The following is a 23,199-nucleotide window of genomic DNA, read 5'->3' on the forward strand; positions in this document are numbered from 1 at the left end:
GAGCCCGGCGACGACGCTCGGCGCGGCCGGAGCGGTCGGCGCGGTCGTCGCGGTGGCGGCGTCCCGCTCCCTGCTGCCCGCCCCGGCCGCCGCGCCCGCGGACTCCCCCGCCGGGGACGGCGCCACGGGGTCCGGCGCCACCCCACCCGGATCTGGCTGCTCGCCGTCCTGGCCCTGATGATCATGCTCTGCGAGGGTGTCGCCAACGACTGGAGCGTCCTGCACCTGCGCACGGTCCTGGGCGCCTCCGAGAGCACCGCCGCCTTCGCCTACGGCAGCTTCGCCGCCGCGATGACGATCGGACGGCTCCTCGCCGACCGGGTCTCGGCCCGCTTCGGACCCGCCGCGATCCTGCGCTACGGCGCCGGGGCCGCGGCCGTGGGCGTCACCGCCGTCGCGCTCTCCCCGTGGGTGCCGCTGGCCCTGGCGGGCTGGGCGGTCTTCGGCGCCGGACTCTCCGGCTGCGTACCGCAGTTGTTCAGCGCCGCCGGGCACGCCGAGGAGGGCGCGGCGGGCGCGAACGTCTCCCGGGTCGCGGGCCTGGGCTATCTGGGCATGCTGGCCGGACCCGCCGTCATCGGCTGGCTCACCCATCTCGTGCCGCTGGACGTCACCTTCTTCCTCCCCGCGCTCTGCTGCCTCGTCGCCGCGGCCACCGCCGGGGTCCTGCGCACGCCCCGCTCCGCCACCCCGGCCCGCCCCTCGGAGGTCGGGACAACAGGGTGAACTCACCCGCAATACGGAGATTTTGCCCACCCGTCAGATCTCCCGCGAACCGGCTCCCACCTGCGTCGAGTCCCTTTCGCCCGGTTCAGTCGCTGTGTACCGCACGGGCGATTCCCCCGGATTGCGCCCCGCGAGACTCCGCCCGCGTGGTGTCATTCCTGCGCTCGCCCCCCATGGCGGGCAGGAACCCGACCAGGAGTCAGCCATGTCGTGGAAGATCGCCCGCCGCGTCTGCACCGCCCTGACCGCCGGCGCCGCCGTGCTCGCGACCGCCTCACCGGCGGCACCCGCCCCCGCCCCCGCGCGGGCCGCTGCCTACTCCGCCTTCGCCTTCTCCAGGACCGGCGGCCAGCCCGCCGTCTACGACTTCATCAACTCGGCCACCAAGAGCCTCGACATGACGATGTACGAGCTGGAGGACACCGCCGCCGTCGACGCCCTGGTGGCCCTGCGCAAGCGGGGTGTCGCGGTCCGGGTGATCCTCGACCGCCGGCACGAGAGCGCGGACCATCCCGCCTACCAGGCCCTCACCGCGGCGGGCGCCGGGGTGGTCTGGTCGTCCGCCGCCTTCGTCTACACCCACCAGAAGACCATCACGGTCGACGGCGCGAAGTCCCTCGTCATGACCGGGAACCTCACCTCCCGCTACTACCGCACCAGCCGCGACTACGGGGTCTTCGACGGCGACGCGCGCGATGTCGCCGCCATCGAGCGGGTCTTCGCCGCCGACTACGCGGGCACCGCCGTCACCCCGGGCGACGGCGACCACCTGCTCTGGTCGCCCACCGACTCCCGCAGCCGCCTGGTGTCCCTGATCCAGGGCGCCACCAAAACCCTCGACATCGAGGAACTGGAGCTGAGCGACCACGCGGTGGTCGCCGCGATCGAGGCGCGGGCCAGGGCCGGGGTCACCGTGCGGGTGGTCCTGGAGACACCGGGCTCGTACGCCGACGCGGTCTCCGGGATCAAGGCGGCGGGCGGCACCGTCGTCGGGTACTCCGACCCCGGCGGCTTCTACATCCACGCCAAGGCGATGGTCGCCGACTACGGCCTCGCCGGCCAGGCGGTGGAGGCGGGGTCGATGAACATCAGCAGCAACTCGCTGAGCCGAAACCGGGAGTTGGGCGTCATCCTCACCGGCACCGGGGCGTCCGCCGCGGTGGCCAGGACCGTGGAGACGACGTTCGCCGCCGACTTCGCGGGAGGCACCGCCGCCTGACCCTGACGGTGCCGGGCGGCGCGTGAGGCGCACCGCCCGGCACCCGCCCGGCGCGCCGGGCTCAGCGGGGCCCGGCGAGACCGGTGTCGCGCAGCACCCGCTCCACGGTCCGCTCCAGGGAGCTGTCCGGGCCGATGACGGTCTCGACACCGCCGGGCAGCAGGTCGAGCGGCAGGTACCAGGCGCGCAGCAGGCTCTCGTCGACCTCGTCGGCGATCGGCTTCCCGGCGTGCCGGACGAGGGTCTCGGCGAGGGGCACGTCCAGGTAGTACTGGTGCGTGCGCCCGACGTGGTCGGCGCGGAGCCCGGCGAGCATCGCGCCGTAGCGCCCGGCGTGCAGGATGCCCTCGACGACGACGTGGTAGCCGCCGTCCAGCGCGTGCCGGGCGGTCAGGTCGATCAGGCCGATGTTCAGGCCGCCGGGCAGGTCGCGCTCGCGCAGGATCGTGCGGCGGACGGTGTCCTGGCCGACGAGGGCGATGCCGCGGCCGGTCCGCGCGCGGAGCGCGGCGGCGACGCTCGACTTCCCCGAGGCGCTGTTCCCGCGCAGGACGATCAGGCGGGTCCGGGAGGTGCCGGTCTTCACGGGACGACCCTAGCCAGGGACCGGTGTCCGATGTGGGTCGTTTACCCGGGCTTGGTGGAACAGTCCAGACTGATAAATCTACTGTTAGTACTTATGCGGACCGAGCACGGGGCGGAACGGGACGACGGACACAGCACCGGCGGGGACGCCGGACTCGCGGCGGCGCTGCGGCTGGCCGTGGGGCGGGTGACCCGGCGGCTGCGCCAGGCGCACACCGTGGGCGACGTGTCGCTCTCGGAGGTGTCGGTGCTGGCCAGGCTGGCCGGTGCGGGGCCCGCGTCGCCGTCGTCGCTGGCGGAGTCGGAGCGGGTGCGTCCGCAGGCGATGGCCACCACGCTGGCCGGTCTCACCCGGCGCGGGCTGGTGCGCCGTGCCCCCGACCCGGCCGACGGCCGCCGCAGCATCGTCGCCGTCTCCCCGGAGGGCGCGGCCGTGCTCGCGCAGCGGCGCTCGGCGTCGGTCCGCAGGCTGGAGGCGGTCCTCGCCGAGTTCTCCGAGCCGGAGCGCGCCGTGCTGGCCGCGGCCGTACCGCTGCTCGACCGGCTGGCGGAGCGGTTGTGAACGGGCGGCCGAGCGGCCCGTTCGCGCGGCTCGCCGCGGGCGCGGTCCGGCGCCACGACGTCCCGCCGGGCCCGAACTACAAGTGGGTGGCGCTGTCCAACACCACGCTCGGCGTCCTGATCGCCACCATGGACGCGTCGATCGTGATCATCTCGCTCCCGGCCATCTTCCGGGGCATCGGCCTCGACCCGCTCGCGCCCGGCAACATCGGCTACCTGCTGTGGATGATCCTGGGGTACCTGCTGGTGTCGGCGGTCCTGGTGGTGGTCCTCGGGCGGCTCGGCGACATGTTCGGGCGGGTGCGGATCTACAACCTCGGCTTCCTGGTCTTCGCGTGCGCCTCCGTGGCGCTCTCCCTCGACCCGTTCCACCAGGGGGCCGGGGCGCTGTGGCTGATCGGCTGGCGGATCGTGCAGGCGTTCGGCGGCTCGATGCTGACGGCGAACTCCGCGGCGATCCTCACCGACGCGTTCCCGGCCCGGCAGCGGGGCACCGCCCTCGGCATCAACCAGATCACCGCGCTGGCCGGGCAGTTCCTCGGCCTGCTCGCCGGTGGCCTGCTGGCCGCCGTGGACTGGCGGGCCGTGTTCTGGGTGAGCGTGCCGATCAGTGTGACCGGCACCGTGTGGTCCTACCTGAGCCTGCGGGAGACCTCGGCGGGCCGCCCCGGACGCGTCGACTGGCTCGGCAACGCCACCTTCGCCGTCGGCGCGGGCGTCCTGCTGGCGGGCATCACCTACGGCATCCAGCCCTACGGCGGCGACCCCACCGGCTGGGGCAACCCCTGGGTGCTCGGCGCCCTCGGCTGCGGGGTCGCGCTGCTGGCCGCGTTCTGCTGGATCGAGACCCGGGTCGCCGAGCCCATGTTCGACCTGGCCCTGTTCCGGATCCGCGCCTTCGCCGCGGGCAACCTCGCCGCGCTGCTGACGGCCGTCGCCCGGGGCGGCCTGCAGTTCATGCTGATCATCTGGCTCCAGGGCATCTGGCTGCCGCTGCACGGCTACGCCTTCGAGGACACCCCGCTCTGGGCGGGCGTCTTCATGCTGCCGCTGACCTGCGGTTTCCTCGTGGCGGGACCGCTGTCGGGGTATCTGTCCGACCGGTTCGGGGCCCGGCTGTTCTCTACCGCGGGACTGCTGGTGGTCGCGGGGTCCTTCCTCGGCCTGCTCGCCCTGCCCGTGGACTTCGACTACCCGCTCTTCGCGGGGCTGCTGCTGCTCAACGGGCTGGGCCAGGGCATGTTCTCGGCGCCCAACACGTCGTCCGTGATGGGCAGCGTCCCGGCCGAGTACCGGGGCGTCGCCTCCGGCATGCGCTCCACGTTCCAGAACTCCGGCACCGCCCTGTCCATCGGGGTGTTCTTCTCCCTGATGGTCTCCGGGCTGGCCGGCACCCTCCCCGCGAGCCTGCGGGACGGCCTCGTCGCGCACGGGGTGCCGGCCGCCGCGGCCGGGACGGCGGCCGGGCTGCCGCCGGTGAGCACCCTGTTCGCGACGTTCCTCGGCGACAACCCCGTCGCGCACCTGCTCGGCGCGCAGGGCGTCCTGGACCGGCTCACGGACGCGCAGCGCGCCGTCCTCACCGGGCACAGGTTCTTCCCCGAACTGGTCGCGGGCCCCTTCCACCACGGGCTGACCATCGTCTTCACGGTCGCCGCGGCCATGGCCCTGGTCTCCGCCGTCGCCTCGGCCCTGCGCGGCGGCCCGCGCGTCCACCGGGCGCGGCCCGCCGCGGACGGCGGGGGCCCGGCGGCACCGAAGGAGCGGACGGCGGGCGCCGAACGGCCCGTCTAGCCGGGCCGCGGGCGGCGCGGTCGCAGGGGTCAGCCCGCGGCGAGCAGCTCCAGGGTGTCGATCACGCGGTTCGAGAAGCCCCACTCGTTGTCGTACCAGGCGACGACCTTGATGTGGCGGCCGTCGACCCGGGTGAGCGCCGAGTCGAAGATCGACGAGGCCGGGTTGCCGGTGATGTCGGAGGAGACGAGCGCGTCCTCCGAATACTCCAGGACACCGGCGAGGGGGCCCTCGGCCGCGGCGCGGTAGGCGGCCAGCACCTCGTCGCGGGTCACGTCCCGGGCGACGGTGGTGTTCAGCTCGACGATCGAGCCGACCGGCACCGGGACCCGGATCGAGTCACCGGACAGCTTGCCCGCGAGGTTGGGCAGCACGAGGCCGATCGCCTTGGCGGCGCCGGTCGTGGTCGGCACGATGTTGACACCGGCGGCGCGGGCGCGGCGGGGGTCGCGGTGCGGGCCGTCCTGGAGGTTCTGCTCCTGGGTGTACGCGTGCACCGTCGTCATGAAGCCGTGCTCGATGCCGGCCAGGTCGTCGAGGACCGAGGCGAGCGGCGCCAGCGCGTTGGTGGTGCAGGAGGCGTTCGACACGACGGTGTGCGCGGCCGGGTCGTACGCGTCGGTGTTGACGCCGTACGCGAGGGTGACGTCCGCGCCGTCCGAGGGCGCGCTGACCAGCACCTTCCTGGCCCCGGCGGTGAGGTGCACGCCCGCGGCCCCGGCCGAGGTGAACCGGCCGGTGGCCTCCAGGACGAGGTCGATCTCCAACTCGGCCCAGGGGAGCTTCGCGGGCTCGCGCTCGGCGAGGACGGTGATGCGGCGGCCGTCGACGACCAGGGTGTCGCCCTCCACGGTCACGGGGCGCCCCAGGCGGCCGGACGTCGAGTCGAAGGCGAGCAGCCGGGCCAGCGCGGCGGGCTCCGTGAGGTCGTTGACGGCGACGACCTCCAGGGAGCTGTCGCGTTCGAGCAGGGCGCGGAGCACGTTGCGGCCGATGCGGCCGAAGCCGTTGATGGCGAGGCGAGTCATGGTGGTGTCCCTTCGGTTCCCCACCACCCTCCTGCGCGCGGGCGCGCGCGGACAGTGGCATGATCGCCACGGTTCACAAGGATCGCGCCAGGCGTGACGGAGGCGCGCGCGGGGGTCCGGGGCGCGTCCCGGTCACTCGCCGCGGGCGAAGGTGCGGCGGTACTCGGTCGGGGTGGTGCCGAGGATGCGCTGGAAGTGCAGCCGCAGGTTGGAGCCGGTGCCGAGGCCCACGTCGGCGGCGATCTGCTCGACGCCCCGCTCGGAGCGCTCCAGGAGTTCGCGGGCCCGGTCGACCCGGGCGCGCATCACCCACTGCATCGGCGTGTACCCGGTCTCCTCGACGAAGCGGCGGGAGAACGTGCGCGGGGAGACCGCCGCCTGCCGGGCCAGCGTCTCCAGGGTGAGGGGTTCGCCGAGGTGGCACAGGGCCCACTCGCGGGTGGTGGCGAAGCGTTCACCGAGCGGCTCGGGCACGCTGCGCGGCACGTACTGGGCCTGGCCGCCGCTGCGGTAGGGGGCGGCGACCAGGCGCCGGGCGGCGTGGTTGGAGGCGGCCACCCCGAGGTCGCCGCGCAGGATGTGCAGGCACAGGTCGATGCCGGAGGCGGCGCCCGCCGAGGTGAGGACGCTGCCCTCGTCGACGAACAGGACGTTCTCGTCGACCCGGACGAGCGGGTGGCGGGCGGCGAGGGCCCGGGTGTAGTGCCAGTGCGTGGTGGCCCGTCTGCCGTCGAGGAGTCCGGTGGCGGCCAGGGCGAAGGCGCCGGTCGAGATGGCGGCGAGGCGGGCGCCCCGGGTGTGCGCCGCGGTGAGGGCGTCGGTGACGGCGCGCGGCGGGTCGTCGCGGTCGGGGAAGCGGTAGCCGGGGATGAAGACGATGTCGGCCCAGACCAGCGCGTCGAGCCCGTGCGCCACGTGGTAGGAGAGGCCGTCGCCGCCGGTCACCAGGCCGGGCGCGGCGCCGCACGGGCGGACCTCGTACGGCATGCTCGCGCGGGTGGTGAAGACCTGCGCGGGGATGCCGACGTCGAGCGGCTTGGCGCCTTCGAGGACGAGGACGGCGACACGGCGGAGGCGGGGGGCGGGCGGCACCCCGCCAGCGTACGCAGCGGGCGGGCGGGGGCGCCGTCCGGTTTGACGGCCGGGTCTCGGGAGACCCGTGCAGCACCGGCGTGCAACGGTGCGCCGGTCAGCCGCCCGCGCACGAGGGGACCCCATGACGCACGACTCCGACTCCCTGTGGAGCTACGCGCCCACCGCAGGACACACCCCGGACCTGGACTTCACCGGCTACACGGTGGAGGCCTCCGACGGCAGGGTCGGCAAGGTGGACCGGCACACCACCGACGTCGGCCCGCAGTACCTGGTGGTCGACACCGGCCCGTGGATCCTCGGCAAGGAGGTGCTGCTGCCGGCCGGCACGGTCGAGGACGTGGACCACGACAGCAGGACCGTCCGGGTGGCCAGGACCAAGGCGCAGATCAAGGACGCGCCCGCGTTCGACAGGGAGCGCCACCTCGGCGACCCCGCCTACCGGGACCAGCTCAGCGGCCACTACGGCGAGCACGGCTCCGGGCACTGAGCCCGGCCGGTCCGGCGCGGCGGGACGTCCTGGCCGCGCCGGGCTACTCGTCGTCGACGGCGGACGCCGTCACCGACACGTCGATCACCCCGTCGTCCTGGAAGAGTTCCGCGACCAGGTCGGTCGGGTCCTCGCTGCCTTCGAGGCCGAGCAGGACCCGGGCCGCGTCGTCGGTGCGGCCCGGCAACCGCTCCACGGTGACCTGCAGTATCCGGAAGCCCCGCCGGGTGCAGATCTGCATCAGCCGGGGCAGCAGCGCCGATCCGGTGCGGTAGGTCAGGCGCACCTCGAAGGAGCTGGTGACGGAGCCGGGCGCCAGCCGGGCGGAGAGCGGCGGGTAGCCGCGCACCACCAGGAAGTGCAGGACGGTGGCGGCGCCCGCGAGCAGCGGCAGCCCGCCGCCGCAGGCCATGCCGACGGCGGCGGTCAGCCAGACGGTGGCCGCGGTGGTCAGCCCGCGGACGGCGTCCCGGCGGACGAAGATGAGGCCGCCGCCGATGAAGCCGATCCCGGAGACGATCTGCGCCGCCACCCGGGACGGGTCGAAGGAGACGTTGTCCAGGCCGAGCACCCCGTTGAACCCGTGCTGCGAGACCTGCATCATGAGCGCGCTGGCGACCCCCACCAGGGTGTGGGTGCGCAGCCCCGCGCTCTTCTGTTTCGCGGCGCGTTCCCAGCCGATGAGGCTGGAGAGCAGCAGCGCCAGCGCCAGTTCGGCGAATTGCCGTAGTCCTTGTCCGTTGTGCGGATCCCACAACGATGCAGCAAGCCCAGTCACGGGTGGCTCCCTGCCCCGTCGGGGGCGGGCCATGCCCCGGGGTGCGGGCGCACGGTCGCGCCGTCGCGCGCCGTGTGCGACGGGGAACGGCGGCACGGCCGCCGCCGGGCGCGCGCCGCCCCCCACCTCGCCCGAACGCGCTTGCGATGCAACGGAGTCGCAACCCCCGCACCGGCAGAGTCCCTCCGACCCGGGCGGTTCGCGCCGCCCGGGGTGACACCGGTCGGCCCGTGCTGTCGGCGGCACGGGCCGACCGGCCCACCACCCGGGGCGGCGCCGACGGGCCGGGGCGCCGGGGACTCCGGGGGGCGTCAGGGACGTCAGAGGCCATAGATGCCTCAGAGGCGTCAGAGGCACCGAAGTCGCCGGGGCCGTCCGGCGCCCGGTCGTTCACCCCCCGCTGCTCTCCCGTACGACGACCCGGTGGCCGACGACCTCGTCGCGGCCGGGGGCCGTCGCGTCGGGGGCGTCGACGCGGTGCAGCAGCAGGGCGACGGCCTCCCGGGCGATCCGGGGTTTGTCGGGGGCCACCGTCGTCAGGCTGGGCACGCTGAAGCGGGTGGCCTCGATGTCGTCGAAGCCGACCACGTCCAGGTCGCCGGGGACGGAGCGGCCCGCCTCGTGCAGGGCGCGCAGGGCACCGAGCGCCATGTGGTCGTTGAGGCACAGCAGCGCGTCCGGCGGGGTGCCGAGGTCCATCAGGCGGCTCGCGGCACGGGCGCCGTCGCGCCAGTGGAACGCCTCGACCGGGACCACAAGGCGCGGATCGAAGGGGACGCGGGCGTCGCGCAGGGCCTGGCGGTAGCCGTCGGTGCGCAGCCGGTCGGTGCCCTGCCGTCCCCGGACCGCGCCGCCGATCACGGCGATCCGGCGCCGCCCCCGGGCCAGCAGGTGCGCGGTGGCGTCCCGCGCGGCGGCCACGTTGTCGATGCCGACGTGGTCGGTGTCGCCCTCGGCGGGGCGTTCGCCGAGCAGCACCACCGGCAGCCTGCGGTCGCGGGTGGCGAGGTCGCGGGGCAGCAGCGACAGCGGGCTGAGGATCACCCCGTCGGAGAACTGGGTGTCGAAGCCGTGCAGCGCCGCGAGTTCCCGTCCGCGCTCGCCGCCCGTCTGGTGGAGCAGCACGGTGCGCCCGGCCCGGTCGGCCTCGGCCATGACGTGCTTGGCCAGTTCGGAGAAGTAGGCCACGTCGAGTTCGGGGACGGCGAGGGTGATCATGCCGGTGCGGCCCTGACGGAGCTGGCGGCCCGCGATGTTGACCCGGTAGCCGAGCGCGTCTATGGCCTCGCGCACGACCGTGCGGGTCCGCTCGGACACGTGCTCGTAGTCGTTGATCACGTTGGAGACGGTCTTGGGAGAGACGCCCGCGTACTCCGCCACGTCCTTGATCCTGGGTCTGGCAGCCACGCTCCCTCTTTCCTCCGCCGGTCGTGATCGTACCGACCGTGACGGAGCGAATTCAGGCCGGTCAATCTCCGCCGAGATATTTACATCGTTGTAATCGTCATGATGCCATGTGCCCGCACCGACCGGAACTTGCGATGCGAGGAGCCTCATGCCCGACCCGTACCTGCCGGAGCAGCAGCCCCGACCCGAGTACCCCAGGCCGCAGTTCGTCCGCGACGCCTGGCTCAATCTCAACGGCGCGTGGCAGTTCGAGACCGACCGCTCCGACACCGGACTCGAACGCGGCCTGCGCGAACGCGAGTTGTCCGGCCGCGTCGTCGTCCCGTTCTGCCCGGAGTCGGAGCTGTCCGGCGTCGGCGAGACGGACTTCCTGGAGGCCGTCTGGTACCGGCGCACGGTGACCGTCCCGGCCGAGTGGGGGGACGCCCGGGTGCTGCTGCACTTCGGCGCCGTCGACCACGACACCACGGTGTGGGCCGACGGCCGCGAGGTCGCCCGGCACCGGGGCGGGTTCACCCCGTTCACCGCCGACCTCGGCGAGATCGCCGCCGCGGGCCGGGAGGTGACGCTCGTGGTGCGCGCCCGCGACAGCAGGCACGGCGTCCAGGCCCGCGGCAAGCAGGCCACCTGGTACGCCAACTCGCACTGCCACTACACCCGTACGACCGGCATCTGGCAGACGGTCTGGATGGAGCCGGTGCCCAGGACGGTCGCGCTGCGCCGCCCCCGGATCACCCCGGACCTGGCCTCGGGCTCCTTCCACGTGGAGCTGCCGCTGAGCGCGAACGTGCCGGGTCACCGGGTCAGGGCCGTCCTCGCCGACGCGGCGGGCACCGTCGTCACCGCCGAGGCCCGCGCCGACCTCGACCTGTGCCCGCGTCTGGTGCTGCCCGTCCCCGGGGACCGCGTGCGCCCCTGGTCGCCCGCCGACCCGCACCTGTACGACCTGTCGCTCACAGTGCTGGCCCCGGACGGGACGGTCGTCGACGCGGCCCGCTCCTACGCGGGGCTGCGCTCGGTCTCGGTGCGCGGCCGGGAGCTGCTGCTCAACGGGGAGCGCGTCTTCCAGCGGCTCGTCCTCGACCAGGGCTACTACCCGGACGGCCTGATGACCGCGCCGAGCGACGCCGCGCTGGTCCGCGACATCGAGCTGGGGCTCGCGGCCGGGTTCAACGGGGCCCGGCTGCACCAGAAGGTGTTCGAGGAGCGCTACCTCTACCACGCCGACCGGCTCGGCTACCTGGTCTGGGGCGAGTTCGGCGACTGGGGGTGCGAGACCGGCGTCCGCGACGACAACCAGCGGCCCGACGCCTCGTACGTCACCCAGTGGCTCGAAGCGCTGGAGCGGGACCACTCGCACCCCTCGATCGTCGGGTGGTGCCCGCTCAACGAGACCTACCAGCCGCTGCACGACCGGCTCACCGTCCTGGACGACGTGACCCGGGGCATGTTCCTGGCCACCAAGCTGGCCGACCCCACCCGGCCGGTCATCGACGCGTCCGGCTACGCGCACCGGGTGGCGGAGACCGACGTCTACGACGCGCACTGCTACGAGCAGGACCCGGCCGTGTTCGCCGAGACCGTGGCGGGGCTCGCCGAGGACCGCCCGTACGTCAACACCGGCCCGGACGGGCGCGTCTGGTCGCTGCCCTACGCCGGACAGCCGTACTTCGTCAGCGAGTTCGGCGGCGTCTGGTGGGACCCGGAGGCGGCCGCCGCGGCCGGGGACGACACGGGGGTCTCCTGGGGCTACGGCGAACGGCCGCGCACCGAGGCGGAGTTCGTGGAGCGCTTCCGCGGTCTCACCGGCGTGCTGCTCGACGACCCGGAGATGTTCGGCTACTGCTACACCCAGCTCACCGACGTCTTCCAGGAACGCAACGGCGTCTACCGGTTCGACCGTTCGGAGAAGGCCGAGACCGCGCTGCTGCGCGCGGCCCAGCTCCGCCCGGCGGCCTACGAGAACCCCACTCCGTAGCGGCGGCGGACCGCTCCCCGCGAGCGGCACCCGCCGACGCGCACCCACGATGTACAACGATGTAGATCTGTGGGCGGCGGAGCGGCGGCCCGGCCCGGTCCCCCGGGCACGGCCGCCGCTCCGCCGCCCGCGGGGAAGGAGCCCCATGACCGTCACACCCGAACCGGTCGGACGCCCCGGACCGACCAGACGCCGCGCCCTGACCGGGGCCCTCGCCGCCGGCGCGGCCGTGCTCGGCGCCGGGGCGCTGAGCGGCTGCGGATCCGCGCTGGCCGCCGACGACAGGACGGTCCGCCTCTGGGACCTGTTCAGCGGGGCCGACGGCGGACTCCTCAACGACATGGTGCGCAGGGCCGGTCCCGACATGCCGGGGACCCGGATCGAGCGCACGGTCCTGGAGTGGGGCACCCCGTACTACACCAAGCTCGCCATGGCCTCGGCGGGCGGACGCGGGCCCGACGTGGCCGTCTCGCACATGTCGCGGCTGGCCGGGTACGCGCCCACCGGTCTGCTCGACCCGTGGGACCTGGACCTGCTGGCCGAGTACGGCGTGCGCCCCGGCGACTTCGCCGACGCGGTCTGGTCAAGGACCCGGTTCGAGGGCGCGACCTACGCCGTCCCGCTGGACACCCACCCGTTCATCGTCTTCTACCACCCCGAACCGGCGGCACGGGCCGGTCTGCTGACCGGGGACGGGGTGCTGGACACGGAGGCGTTCGGCTCCCCCGACTCCTTCCTCGCCGCCGGACGGGAACTCGCCAAGGCGTCGGGCAGGCAGGGCATCGCCTTCGGCTACGTCACCGACACCGCCCAGTGCTGGCGCCTCTTCTACGGCCTGTACCGGCAGACCGGCGGCACCTTCCGGCTCCCCGAGGGCGGCCCCGCCGAGGTCGACGCCGACCGGATGACCGAGGTGATCGCCTTCATGACGAAGCTCGTCGACGGCCGCGTCAACCCCCGGCGCCTGGACTACGCGGCGGCCATCGCCGCCTTCGCCAACCGGCAGACGGCGATGATCCTGTCGGGCGAGTGGGAGCTGGGCACCTTCCGGGCCGCCGACCCGAAGGTGGGCGCCGCGCCCTTCCCCACCGTGTTCGGCACACCCGCCGTCTACGCCGACTCGCACGCCTTCGTGCTGCCGCGCCGCCCGCACCCGGACGCCGGACACCGCCGCCGCACCCACCGGGCGGTCGCCGCGCTGCTGAAGGCCGGGCAGATCTGGGCCACCGCGGGCCACATCCCCGCCTACCGGCCGGTGACCGCGACGGCCGCCTACGCGAAGCTGCGTCCGCAGGCCGACTACGCGCGGGCGCAGAGCTCGGTGGTGCTCGACCCGGCGGTCTGGTTCGCGGGCGCCGGATCCGACTTCCAGAACGCCATGTGCCAGGTCCTCCAGCAGGCCCTGCTCGGCGACCTCGCCCCGGACCGCGCGGCGCGCGCCATGGTGCGGCGCCTCGACACCTTCCTCTCCAAGCCCAGCCCGGCCTGATCCGGCTGCGACCATCCGCGCAGGAGGCACGACGATGTCCTCTCCCCTGGCCCCGGCCACCCCCGGGTCCCGCTCCGTGCGCCGGCTCCTCTCCCCCGGCCTGCTGTTCGCCCTCCCCTTCCTGGTCCTGTTCGCCGTCTTCATGCTCTGGCCGCTGGGCCAGGGGCTGTGGATGAGCCTCACGGACACCTCGCTGTCGGCCCACACCCCGGACTTCATCGGCCTGGACAACTTCTCCGAGGCGGTCAGGGACGCCGAGATGTGGCGCGCGCTCGGCCACACCGTGTGGTTCACCGCCCTGTCGACCGTCCCGCTGGTGGCGGTGGCGCTCGGCATGGCACTGCTGGTGCACACCGGGCTGCCGGGCCAGTGGGTGTGGCGGCTCGCGTTCTTCGCCCCCTACCTGCTGCCGGTGGGCGTGGTCGGGCTGCTGTGGATCTGGCTGTACCAGCCCGACCTCGGCCTCTACAACCATCTCCTGGACGGTGTCGGGCTCGGCCGGGTGGCGTGGCTCAGCGACCCGTCGGTGGCGATGTCGGCGATCGTCCTGACCACCCTGTGGTGGACGGTCGGCTTCAACTTCCTGCTCTACCTGGCCGCGTTGCAGTCCGTGCCCGACCATCTCTACGAGGCGGCCGCCATCGACGGGGCGGGCGCCTGGCGGCGCCTGTGGTCGATCACGCTGCCGCAGCTCGGCCGGATCACCACCGTCGTCACCGTGCTGCAGATCCTCGCCTCGCTGAAGGTCTTCGACCAGGTGTACCTGCTGACCAAGGGCGGGCCCGACAACTCGACGCGTCCGGTGGTCGAGTACGTCTACGACGTCGGCTTCACCGGCTACCGCCTCGGGTACGCCTCGGCGATCAGCTACGTCTTCTTCGCCCTCGTCGTCCTCGCCTCCGCGGCCCAGTACGCCGCCCTCCGCCGCCGGGAGAAGTGACATGACCTCCACCACCGACCTGCCCGCCCGTCCCGCGCCCGCGCGGCCCCGGATCAGAGAACTGTCGGCGCCGCGCCGCCGTCCGCCGACCGGCCGTACCCATCTGTCGCTCGGGGAGAGCCGCCTCGCGCGGGTGCTCGCCCTCGGCGTCCTCGGGGTGCTCGCCGTGGTGTGGCTGCTGCCGATGTCGTGGGCGCTGCTGACGGCGTTCAAGTCCGAGCAGGACGCCAGCGATCCGGTGCACTGGCTGTGGCCGCGGCACGGGCTGACCCTGGACGGCTTCCGCACCGTCTGGGAGCGCGGCGACCTGCCGCTGTGGATGTTCAACAGCCTGCTGGTCTCCGCCGCCGTCACGGTGATCACGGTGCTGGTCTCGGCGATGGCCGGGTACGCGTTCTCCCGGACCCGGTTCCCGGGCGGGCGGTGGCTGTTCACGCTGACCGTGGCGGCCGTGCTGGTGCCGCCGCAGATGCTGATCGTGCCGTGGTTCCGGCAGATGCTGAGCCTGGGGCTGCTGGACACCTACGCGGCGGTGATCCTGCCGCAGACGGTCGCGCCGGTGATGGTGTTCATCCTGAAGAAGCACTTCGACTCCCTCCCCCGCGAGCTGGAGGAGGCGGCCAGGATCGACGGCGCAGGGCACGCGCGGATCTTCTGGTCGGTGCTGCTGCCGCTGTCCCGGCCGATGCTCGCGGCCGTGGCGATCTTCGTCTTCATCGGGGCCTGGAACAACTTCCTGTGGCCGTTCGTCTCGACCTCCGACCCGGCGCTGATGACCCTGCCGGTGGGGATCACGTCGGTGAAGGACGCCTACGGCATCCAGTACGCGCAGTCGATGGCGTCGGCGGTGCTGGCCGCGCTGCCGCTGGTCGTGGTGTTTCTCTTCTTCCAGCGGCACATCGTCAAGTCGGTCGCCACGACCGGGCTCGGCGGCCAGTGAACCGGGCCCGCCCCACGCCTCGTTGACACCGCACCGCCTCTTCCCTACCGTCCCGTCCGAGACTTACATCGATGTAAGGGAGCCGCGCATGAGCACCACTCCCCGCACGATCCGCCCCGTGGTCCTGGCGGCCGCGCTGTTGGCCCTGCTGTTCTCCCTCGTCTGCGTCCCCCGGGCGACCGCGGCGGACCCGGCCGCAGGCGCCCCGGCCGCCCCGGGCGCGGTCGCCGCCGCGAGCACGACGTTCCGCAACCCGCTCAACACCGGCCCCGACCCCTATCTGACGTACTGGAAGGGCTCGTACTACCTGACGACCACGCAGGGCGGCAGCATCCGGATGTGGCGCTCGGCGTCGCTGAGCACGCTGCTGGCCTCCGACCCGGTCACCGTGTGGACGGACACCGACACCTCCCGCAACCGGGACATCTGGGCGCCGGAGTTCTACCGCTTCGGCGACCGCTGGTACCTCTACTACACGGCCGACGACGGCGTCGACGACCACCACCGGATCTACGTCCTGGAGTCGGACCGGGACGACCCGGCGGGCCCGTACCACTTCAAGTCGGCGCTGATCCCGCCCAACCACACCGCGGACTTCGCGATCGACCCGAGCGTGTTCACCCACAACGGCCGCCTCTACCTGGCCTACAGCGGCATCAACCCGTACCAGCACAACGGGCTGAACATCGCGCCGCTGTCGAACCCGTACACCGTCTCGGGCAACGCCGTCGCGATCGACGCGGCGGGCGGCTGCCCCGAGGTGCGGGAGGGCCCGGAGTTCCTGAACCGCAACGGCCGCACCTGGATGACCTACTCGACGTGCGACACCGGGAAGCCGGACTACCAGGTCTGGATGCTGTCGCTGCCCGACGGAGCCGACCCGCTGGTGCGCGCCAACTGGACGCAGCGCTCCGGGGCGGTCTTCTCCCGCAACGACGGCCGGGGCGTCTTCGGGCCGGGCCACCACGCGTTCTTCACCTCCCCCGACGGCACCGAGGACTGGATGGTGTACCACGCCAAGTCGACCTCGGTGAACACCTACACCGACCGCACCACCCGGGCCCAGAAGATCACCTGGAACGCGGACGGCAGCCCGAACCTGGGCACCCCGCTCGCCACCGGCGCGACCCAGAACCTGCCCTCGGGCGACCCGGGTTCGGGCAACCACTGGATCAACGACGACGGCCGGTCGAGCGCCGACGGGACCGTCGCCTGGACCGGGAGCTGGAACTCGGGCACCGGCTGCGCGGCCCAGTGCTTCTGGGGCGACGACCACTGGAGCGACCAGGCGGGCGCCACGGCGGTCTTCTCCTTCACCGGGACCCGGATCGCGCTCCTGTCGGTGCGCGACACCGGCAACGGCATCGCGGCGATCAGCATCGACGGCGGGGCCGAGCAGCGCGTCGACTTCTACGGCGCGATCCGCACCGGCGAGACCGTGCAGTACGTCAGCCCGAAGCTGGCGTCCGGGCGGCACACGCTGCGGGTGCGGGTGACCGGCGAGCGCAACGCCTCGTCCCAGGCGTCGTTCGTGAGCGTGGACCGGGCCGAGGTCTACACCGGCTGAGCGCGAACGCGGGCGCCACGGACCGAACTGCTCGGTCCGTGGCGCCCGTTGTCGTCGTCCGGCTCAGGGGACGGCGATCACGGGAACTGCGTGATCTTGGACGGGATGGTGTCGGAGCCCGAGGTCGGCGCACCGGTGTCGTTGACGACGTGGGCGTACTGGCCCTTGCCGCCCAGCGAGATGACCTGGATGTCGTGCAGCTTCACGCCCGCCTTCACCGGCACCTGGAACCCGTGGCGCTGGACGATGGACGGGTCGGAGGTGAAGTTGCAGTAGCTGCCCAGGCCCCACGCCTCGTGGGTGGTGACGGAGTCGGCGACCTTGTAGGCCGCGTAGCCGACGATGCCGTCATGGGTGATGGCGGCCGCGTTGGGCGCGTCGTACGCCTTCTCGTTCTGGTAGAAGATCGTGCGGCCGCGCTCGCCGCTCCACAGGACGTCGTACTTGTTGAAGTGCTCCACGAACAGGCCGGTCGCGAGCACGTCGTTGCCGTTGACCTTGAGGCCGTAGTCGGCCCGGTTGGTCTCCCAGCCGACGCCCGCGCCGTGGTCGGCGCGCCACAGCCAGGTGTGGTCGATGAGCACGTCGTCGCTGTTGACCACCACGGAGTTGGTGGCGAGGCCGGGTCCCGCACCGCCGACGCGCACGAACACGTCCTGCATGGTGGTGGGGTTGGCCGCGTGGTCGGCGCCCGAACCGGCGGGGCCGATCTGGAGCAGCGTGTCGGACCGGGTGGCACCGGCGTCGATGAGGAAGCCGGCCAGCCGGACCCCGTCGACGTCGGCGACGTGCAGGGCGTCGACGCCCCCGTCCGGCACCAGGGTCGCCAGGCCGAGGCCGAGGACCACGGTGTTGGCGCGGTTGACGTTGATCGTCTGGTCGAGGTGGTAGACGCCGGGCGTGAACAGGAGGTTGAGGCCCTGGGCGAGCGCCGCGTTGATGGTGGCGGCCGTCGCGCCCGCCTTGACCACGTAGAACTGGCTCAGCGGCAGCGAGGTGCCGCCGGTGTTCGCGGGCCAGGAGACACCGCGGGAGGCGGTGCGCTTGGCCGGGACGAACACCTTGTAGGTGTTCCCGTCGAGGTAGAGGAACGGCTTCTCGCGCGAGATCGGGGTGGTGTCGAGCGTGGTGTAGGGGCCGGTGTCGAAGTTGGTGGCCGGGGCGCCCTGCACACCGGTGAAGGTCATGTTCCAGACGCCGTTGGTCCAGCCGCCGACGGAGCTGTCGCGGGTGTACCACTGCTGCTGGGAGTACGGGCCGACGGTGCCGTCGATCTTCGAGTCGGCGATGTACCCGCCCGAGGCCCAGCCGTAGCCGTTGGGGGCCAGGTTGAGGCCGCCCTTGACGTGGATGCGGCGGAACGGCGCGGCCTGCGCGACGGCCCAGCGGTCGGTGCCGTTGGACGGGGTGATGGCGAGGTTCTCCGCCGAACGCCAGAAGTTCTGCGTGGCGTTGCCGTTGAACCAGCCCGCGTCGACCGTGATGTCCCCGTTGAGCTGGACGTCGTCGGGGTTGAGTCCGAGGCCGGAGACCGAGGTGTAGAAGCCGAGCTGGGCGTTGATGCCGTTGTAGGTGCCCGGCTTCATCAGGAACTGGTAGCGCCCGGAGCCGAACTGCGCGGACTCCTGCTGGGCGAAGACCTGGTCGAACTTCTGCTGGAGGTTGGGGGTGGAGGGGTCCACCACGATGACGTTCGGGCCCAGGTCGCCGCCGCCCTCGACGGGCGGGGTGCCGCCGCCGGAGCCGGTGTGCACGGCGACCTCCCAGAGCGAGTACCCGTAGCCGGTGCCGCGGGCGGTGCCCAGCACCCGGACGTACCGTCCGGTGCCGCTGACGTCGTAGGAGGCCCGGCCGCCGGTGCCGCCGGTGACGGACTTCAGGGTGGTCCAGGTCTGGCCGTCGGCGGAGGACTGGATCTGGAAGTCCTTGCCGTACGCCGCCTCCCAGTTGAGGTCGACCTTGCAGATGCTCTGCGAGGAGCCGAGGTCGACGCGGACCCACTGCGGGTCGGCGGCCTGGCTCGACCAGCGGGTGGTGTCGTCGCCGTCGAAGGCGGCCGAGGCGGGGGTGCCCGCGTTCTCCGTCGAGGAGGCCGAAGCGGCCTTGCCCTGGGCCGCGTTGGCGGTGGAGCAGGCGGCGGGCTGGTTGGTGCCGGCGGTGCCGAACACCTGGAACTCCCAGAGGGAGTAGCCGTACGCGGTGGCGCGGTGGACGCCGAGCATCCGGACGTAGCGGCCCTGGCCGGTCACGGTGAGCGTGTCGGTGCCGCCGTCGCCGCCGGTGACGGAGGTGAGGTCGGTCCAGGAGCCGCCGTCGGGCGAGCTCTGGATCTTGTAGTCCTTGCCGTACGCGGCCTCCCAGTTCAGCACGATCTTGCTGATGGAGGCGGTGTCGCCGAGGTCGACCTGGAGCCACTGGTCGTCGGTCGTCGCCGAGGACCAGCGGGTGCCGAGGTCCCCGTCGACGGCGGCGGCCGCGGGCGTGCCCGCGTTCTCCGTCGAGGAGGCGGTGGCGGTGCGGCCCTGCGCCAGGTTGGCGTCGGCGGCCGCGGCGGTCGGGGGACTGAGGGTGGGGAGGGCGGCGAGCGCTGCCGTGGCGGCGAGCGCGACACCCAAGGCTCTGAATCTCATGCCATGTTCCTCTGCGGGTGCGACGAGGGATGGTCACAACGGGGCCGGGCCGCTTCCGGACAGGGGTGGGGCAGGGGTGGGGAGCGGGGAGGCGCGGCACGGCCACTTAGTTCACGGCTTGATTTAAAGGATGACATCAGGGTTCCGGCAACCCCCCGGAGCCAGGAATCTTTCAAGTCGTGTTCACAGGCGCCGGGTTGACCGTGCCCCGGCGTTCAGAAAATGAGGCAGGCCAGTTCCTCGGCGGCCCGCACGAGGTCGGCGTCCCGGTCGGCGAGCAGCCGCGGGATGGCCCCGCCGTGGTCGCGCACCGCGCGCCGGGCCGCCGACTCCCAGCCGATGTGGTCGTCGTGGTGGCGGCGGACCTTCGGGGACGCGGCGGCCACCGTCTCCCACTGGCGGGCACCGGCGATGGAGCGCAGCAGCCCGAGGAGCTGCGTCCGGCAGGTGACCTGGGGCCGCTGGGCGAGGTGCCAGAGGAAGGGCACCGTGACCGGGGTCGCCTCGACGACGACGAAGCCGTACTGGCAGATGCGGTGGCGCAGCCGGTCGACGCCGGTGCGCGCGGCGGCGTCGTCGCCCGAGGCGATGGCGGCGAGCAGCAGGGGGATGGCGGCGGCGCTGCCGGTCGCGTCCCTCAGGTCGTGCCAGGGCACCCGCCCGACGTCGTGCAGGGTGGCGGCCGGGCCGCACTCCCGCACCGGGGTGCTGGTCACCGGCCGGTCCCTCGTCGTCGTCCGGTCACCGTCAGATCCGTGCCCGCAGCGGCAGTTGGGCCCAGACGGTCTTGCCGGACGGCCGGTAGCGGGTCCAGCCCCAGTGGTCGCTGAGCGCCTCGACGACGCGCAGGCCGCGCCCGGCGGTGTCCAGGTCCCCGGCGGGCCCGGGGTAGGCGGGGAGGTCGTCGCCCCGGTCGGTGACGGCGATCAGCAGATGGGCGGCGCGCAGCGTGACCCTCAGCCGGATCTCGCCCTCGGCGGCGGTGAGCGGGTGGCGCGTCCCGGCGTGCCGGACGGCGTTGGCGGTCAGTTCGCCGACGACGGTCCTGGCGTCGTCCGCGAGGTGGCCGAGATCCCAGGCGGCGAGGGTGCGGACGGTGAACCGGCGGGCCTCGGCGCACTCCCCGGGGGTGCCGGGCAGCAGCAGGGCCGCGGCGCGTGGCGCGTGGCGGGGCGGGACAACGGGGCGCCTGGTCGGATCCGACCAGGGGGCCGGGAACGCGGATAACGCCACGGAGCCTCCCTGAACTGAGGTGACGTCAGGATCGGGCGCCAGCACGGGGGTTGACGCGCTGACTATTATCCACGGCGAGAGCGAGCGCGTGCAATTTCACGGGAAATTGCGTGCGTGCGCGGACACCGGAGCCGTGTTCGAACGGTCCGCCCGCAGACGCGGCGCACCGCCGGGCCCGGCGCGATCGCACGCGAGGAGAGTCCCATGTCATCGATCCCGAACGGCGTACCGGCCGACTCCCTGGACGTCCACTGGACCAAGAGCCGGCACAGCAACGCCGAGGGCAACTGTGTGGAGGTCGCCGCCCTGCCCGGGGGCGGGGTCGCCGTGCGCAACTCCCGCGATCCGCAGGGGCCGGCGCTGGTGTACACCCCGGCGGAGCTGGCCGCGTTCCTGGCCGGGGCGAAGGAGGGCGAGTTCGATCACCTGCTGTGACGCCGCGTGCGACCGGTCCGGGCGTACCGACGCGTGCGCCGGCAGGTGAGCCGGTGCGATAATGCGTCCCGTTGTCCGCCCGCGACCGGGAGCCAGGATGCCGTCCGAGTCACCGCGCGTCTCCCGCCTCGAACCGTATCTGGCGCGTTCCGAGCCCGCCCCGACCTTGCTGAAGATGCTGGTCGGGGTGCAGCTCGCGGGTATCCGCGAGGACGCCGGGCTGGCACAGGAACAGGCGGCCCGCGCCGTCGGGTTCAGCCCGGCGAAGCTGTCACGGATCGAGGCGGGCAAGGGGCGCAGGCCGCCCACCGAACGGGACGTCCGGGCGCTCCTCGACTTCTACGGCACCGAGGGTCACGAGGCGTCGACGCTCCTCCAGCTGCTGGCGCGGGCGGGCGAGCCGGGCTGGTGGCAGCGGTACGACAAGCGGCTGCTGCCGGAGTGGTTCGACCGGCTGGTCGGCCTCCAGGAGGCCGCGGTCGCCATCCGCACCTTCGAGATCCAGTATGTCCCGGGCCTGCTCCAGACCCCGGCCTACACCCGCGCGGTGGTGTCGCGCGGGCTGCCCGCGGCGCCGTCGCGCGAGGTGGACCGGAGGGTCGAACTGCGGGTGCGGCGGACCGAGTTGCTGCGCCGGGAGCCCGCTCCGCAGCTCTGGGCGATCCTCGACGAGTCGGTGCTGCTGCGGGTGCTGGGCAGCCGTGAGGTGATGCGCGAGCAGCTCCTGCACCTGGTGCGCATGGCCCGGCTCCCCCATGTCACCGTGCAGATCGTGCCGTTGGACGTCACCAACGCGTCGGCGCCGTCCATCCCGGTCACCTATCTGCGCTTCGCCGGTCTCGACCTGCCGGACATCGTCTATCTGGAGCACATCAGGAGCGCGACGTTCCTGGAGGACCGGGACGAGACGGAGGAGTACCGGGTGACGCTGGACCGGCTGGCCGACGAGGCGCTCGACCCGCGCGCCTCGCTGGCCCTGCTGCGGCAGACGCTGGAGCAGCGGTACCCGGCGCCCTGATCCGCTCCGCGCCCCGCCCGCTAGCCGATCCGGCCCACTCCCCCGAACTCGATCCACTCCTGGGTGAGTTGCCGGGGCGCGAGATCGCTGTCCGGCCGCCAGGTGGACACCTCGACCAGGCCGGGTTCGAGGATCTCCAGGCCCTCGAACCACCCGGCGACGTCCCGCTCCTCGCGCACCCTCCCCCAGTGCCCCTGGGTGGCCTCGTTCATGAAGCCGGTGACGAAGTCCCTGACCTTCTCGTCGTCGCTGACGAGCTGACACATCACCAGGAAGCTTCCCGGGGCCAGCCGTTCACGGACCCGGCGCACCACGGCGGGCGGTCCGTCGGTGTCGCTGTCGGGGATGCAGTGGAAGACCGAGTTGAAGAGCACGGCGACCGGCTGCGACAGGTCGACGAGCCGCCGGGTGTCGGGGTGGTCGAATATCTCGTCGGTCCCGCGCAGGTCGGCCTGGATGACGGCGGTCCGGTCGTTCTGGTCGAGCAGGGCGCGGCCGTGCACCAGGACCATCGGGTCGTTGTCGACGTACACCACGCGGGACTCGGGGTCGACGGCCTGCGCCACCTGGTGCACGTTGTTCTGGGTGGGCAGCCCCGATCCGTGGTCGAGGAACTGCCGGATGCCGTACTCGCGGGCCAGGGTGCGCACCATCCGCTGCAGGAAGCGGCGGTTGTTGAGGGCGAGCGCGCGGGTGCTGGGCACCACGCGGTCGAGTTCCTCGCAGGCCGCCCGGTCCACGGCGTAGTTGTCCTTGCCGTTGAGGTAGTGGTCGTACATGCGCGCGGCCGTCGGCACCGTGGCGTCGATCGTGGTGGACGGTTTCTTCCCGGACTCCATCGTCTCCCCCGGCTGACAGGGCCGGTCGTCGTCCCGACCGGCTCGGCTGGCTGTTCATCCTAGGGAGACGACGGACGCCCCGGCCACCCCTTGATCGAGGCGGCCCTCCCATGCCACCGGCACAGGCCACTTCCGGCCACCGTCCGTGCGGAGAACGGGAGTTCGGTCGGCGCCCGGGTCACCGGGCGCCCGTCACCAGGTGCTGGACTCGACGGCGACGACCGGGACCAGCGCGTTGCGCAGGGTCTCCAGGAAGGTGACGACCTCGGCGGCGACCGAGCGGTGCTGGAGGTCGTTGAGGACGTCGTGGTGGGCGCCGCGCACCACCGAGAGCCGGGTGCGGGGCCGGGCGGCTGCCGTCCGGGCGAGCGCGGCCCGGTCGGCGAGCGGGTCGGCGTCCCCGACCAGCAGGAGCACGGGCAGGCCGCCGGTGCCGTCGTGCCGGGGCGC

20 protein-coding genes and 2 pseudogenes are annotated in these 23,199 nt (G+C 73.1%); 12 read left to right on the forward strand and 10 right to left on the reverse strand.

Going from position 1 to position 23,199, the window contains the following annotated elements; genetic code table 11:
- Both GA0115242_RS05480 and GA0115242_RS05485 read left to right on the forward strand, forming a co-directional pair.
- Window positions 1-726: pseudogene (locus tag GA0115242_RS05480) on the forward strand (MFS transporter); the annotation flags it as partial.
- 205 nt (window positions 727-931) lie between these two features.
- The gene (locus GA0115242_RS05485; protein WP_093825081.1) at window positions 932-1,945 is read left to right on the forward strand and encodes a phospholipase D-like domain-containing protein; all 1,014 of its coding nucleotides are present in this window, start codon (window positions 932-934) and stop codon (window positions 1,943-1,945) included.
- Between the two features lie 61 nt (window positions 1,946-2,006).
- Here GA0115242_RS05485 and GA0115242_RS05490 read toward each other — a convergent pair whose 3' ends face one another.
- A complete protein-coding gene (locus GA0115242_RS05490) occupies window positions 2,007-2,531 on the reverse strand; it encodes a kinase (RefSeq protein WP_093825083.1) in 525 nt (174 codons plus the stop codon).
- Between the two features lie 93 nt (window positions 2,532-2,624).
- On the opposite strand from GA0115242_RS05490, the gene GA0115242_RS05495 reads away from it, so the two are divergent.
- Together GA0115242_RS05495 and GA0115242_RS05500 are read left to right on the forward strand one after the other, a co-directional pair.
- Window positions 2,625-3,092, forward strand: a complete 468-nt coding sequence (locus tag GA0115242_RS05495; protein ID WP_093825085.1) for a MarR family winged helix-turn-helix transcriptional regulator — start codon at window positions 2,625-2,627, stop codon at window positions 3,090-3,092.
- Window positions 3,089-4,885 carry an MFS transporter gene (locus GA0115242_RS05500; protein ID WP_093825087.1) on the forward strand — a complete coding sequence of 599 codons (1,797 nt, stop codon included), beginning with the start codon at window positions 3,089-3,091 and terminating at the stop codon, window positions 4,883-4,885. The genes GA0115242_RS05495 and GA0115242_RS05500 overlap by 4 nt, the downstream gene beginning before the upstream one ends.
- Window positions 4,886-4,914: 29 nt before the next feature.
- Here the strand turns inward: GA0115242_RS05500 and gap are convergent, their stop codons facing one another.
- On the reverse strand, window positions 4,915-5,913 hold the full coding sequence (gene gap, locus GA0115242_RS05505; protein WP_093825089.1) for a type I glyceraldehyde-3-phosphate dehydrogenase: 999 nt from the start codon (window positions 5,911-5,913) through the stop codon (window positions 4,915-4,917).
- A gap of 132 nt (window positions 5,914-6,045) precedes the next feature.
- Entirely contained in the window at window positions 6,046-7,005 is a 960-nt protein-coding gene (locus GA0115242_RS05510; protein ID WP_093825090.1) for a GlxA family transcriptional regulator, read from the reverse strand.
- Between the two features lie 124 nt (window positions 7,006-7,129).
- On the opposite strand from GA0115242_RS05510, the gene GA0115242_RS05515 reads away from it, so the two are divergent.
- The gene (locus GA0115242_RS05515) at window positions 7,130-7,495 is read left to right on the forward strand and encodes a PRC-barrel domain-containing protein (protein WP_093825092.1); all 366 of its coding nucleotides are present in this window, start codon (window positions 7,130-7,132) and stop codon (window positions 7,493-7,495) included.
- A 43-nt stretch (window positions 7,496-7,538) separates the two neighbouring features.
- On the opposite strand, the gene GA0115242_RS05520 is transcribed toward GA0115242_RS05515, so the two are convergent.
- The gene (locus tag GA0115242_RS05520) at window positions 7,539-8,273 is read right to left on the reverse strand and encodes an MgtC/SapB family protein (protein WP_093825093.1); all 735 of its coding nucleotides are present in this window, start codon (window positions 8,271-8,273) and stop codon (window positions 7,539-7,541) included.
- Between the two features lie 390 nt (window positions 8,274-8,663).
- Window positions 8,664-9,680 (reverse strand): LacI family DNA-binding transcriptional regulator, encoded by a 1,017-nt coding sequence (locus GA0115242_RS05525; RefSeq protein WP_256089374.1) that lies wholly within the window; start codon window positions 9,678-9,680, stop codon window positions 8,664-8,666.
- A gap of 148 nt (window positions 9,681-9,828) precedes the next feature.
- On the opposite strand from GA0115242_RS05525, the gene GA0115242_RS05530 reads away from it, so the two are divergent.
- From GA0115242_RS05530 to GA0115242_RS05550, 5 genes are all read left to right on the forward strand, one after another.
- Window positions 9,829-11,658 carry a glycoside hydrolase family 2 protein gene (locus GA0115242_RS05530; RefSeq protein ID WP_093825101.1) on the forward strand — a complete coding sequence of 610 codons (1,830 nt, stop codon included), beginning with the start codon at window positions 9,829-9,831 and terminating at the stop codon, window positions 11,656-11,658.
- A gap of 145 nt (window positions 11,659-11,803) precedes the next feature.
- Complete coding sequence (locus GA0115242_RS05535) at window positions 11,804-13,147, forward strand: extracellular solute-binding protein (RefSeq protein WP_093825103.1); 1,344 nt, start codon at window positions 11,804-11,806, stop codon at window positions 13,145-13,147.
- Window positions 13,148-13,181: 34 nt separating this feature from the next.
- Window positions 13,182-14,087: a carbohydrate ABC transporter permease gene (locus GA0115242_RS05540; protein ID WP_093825105.1), complete on the forward strand. Its 906-nt coding sequence runs from the start codon at window positions 13,182-13,184 to the stop codon at window positions 14,085-14,087.
- A 1-nt stretch (window position 14,088) separates the two neighbouring features.
- The gene (locus GA0115242_RS05545; protein WP_093825107.1) at window positions 14,089-15,027 is read left to right on the forward strand and encodes a carbohydrate ABC transporter permease; all 939 of its coding nucleotides are present in this window, start codon (window positions 14,089-14,091) and stop codon (window positions 15,025-15,027) included.
- Between the two features lie 88 nt (window positions 15,028-15,115).
- A complete protein-coding gene (locus GA0115242_RS05550) occupies window positions 15,116-16,594 on the forward strand; it encodes a glycoside hydrolase family 43 protein (RefSeq protein ID WP_093825110.1) in 1,479 nt (492 codons plus the stop codon).
- 77 nt (window positions 16,595-16,671) lie between these two features.
- Here the strand turns inward: GA0115242_RS05550 and GA0115242_RS05555 are convergent, their stop codons facing one another.
- From GA0115242_RS05555 to GA0115242_RS05565, 3 genes are all read right to left on the reverse strand, one after another.
- Window positions 16,672-19,224, reverse strand: coding sequence for a discoidin domain-containing protein (locus GA0115242_RS05555; protein WP_093825111.1), 2,553 nt, complete (start codon window positions 19,222-19,224; stop codon window positions 16,672-16,674).
- Window positions 19,225-19,439: 215 nt separating this feature from the next.
- Window positions 19,440-19,940 (reverse strand): hypothetical protein, encoded by a 501-nt coding sequence (locus tag GA0115242_RS05560; protein WP_107461346.1) that lies wholly within the window; start codon window positions 19,938-19,940, stop codon window positions 19,440-19,442.
- 31 nt (window positions 19,941-19,971) lie between these two features.
- On the reverse strand, window positions 19,972-20,457 hold the full coding sequence (locus GA0115242_RS05565) for an ATP-binding protein (RefSeq protein ID WP_093825113.1): 486 nt from the start codon (window positions 20,455-20,457) through the stop codon (window positions 19,972-19,974).
- A 204-nt stretch (window positions 20,458-20,661) separates the two neighbouring features.
- On the opposite strand from GA0115242_RS05565, the gene GA0115242_RS05570 reads away from it, so the two are divergent.
- Complete coding sequence (locus GA0115242_RS05570; RefSeq protein ID WP_093825114.1) at window positions 20,662-20,892, forward strand: DUF397 domain-containing protein; 231 nt, start codon at window positions 20,662-20,664, stop codon at window positions 20,890-20,892.
- A 97-nt stretch (window positions 20,893-20,989) separates the two neighbouring features.
- Window positions 20,990-21,910 (forward strand): helix-turn-helix domain-containing protein, encoded by a 921-nt coding sequence (locus GA0115242_RS05575; RefSeq protein WP_093825116.1) that lies wholly within the window; start codon window positions 20,990-20,992, stop codon window positions 21,908-21,910.
- A gap of 20 nt (window positions 21,911-21,930) precedes the next feature.
- Here GA0115242_RS05575 and GA0115242_RS05580 read toward each other — a convergent pair whose 3' ends face one another.
- The gene (locus tag GA0115242_RS05580) at window positions 21,931-22,749 is read right to left on the reverse strand and encodes an SAM-dependent methyltransferase (protein ID WP_093825118.1); all 819 of its coding nucleotides are present in this window, start codon (window positions 22,747-22,749) and stop codon (window positions 21,931-21,933) included.
- Window positions 22,750-22,941: 192 nt separating this feature from the next.
- Window positions 22,942-23,199 (reverse strand): annotated as a pseudogene (locus GA0115242_RS05585) (alpha/beta hydrolase); the annotation flags it as partial.

It is taken from the genome of Streptomyces sp. SolWspMP-5a-2 (genome assembly GCF_900091845.1).
GTDB classification, from domain to species: domain Bacteria; phylum Actinomycetota; class Actinomycetes; order Streptomycetales; family Streptomycetaceae; genus Streptomyces; species Streptomyces doudnae.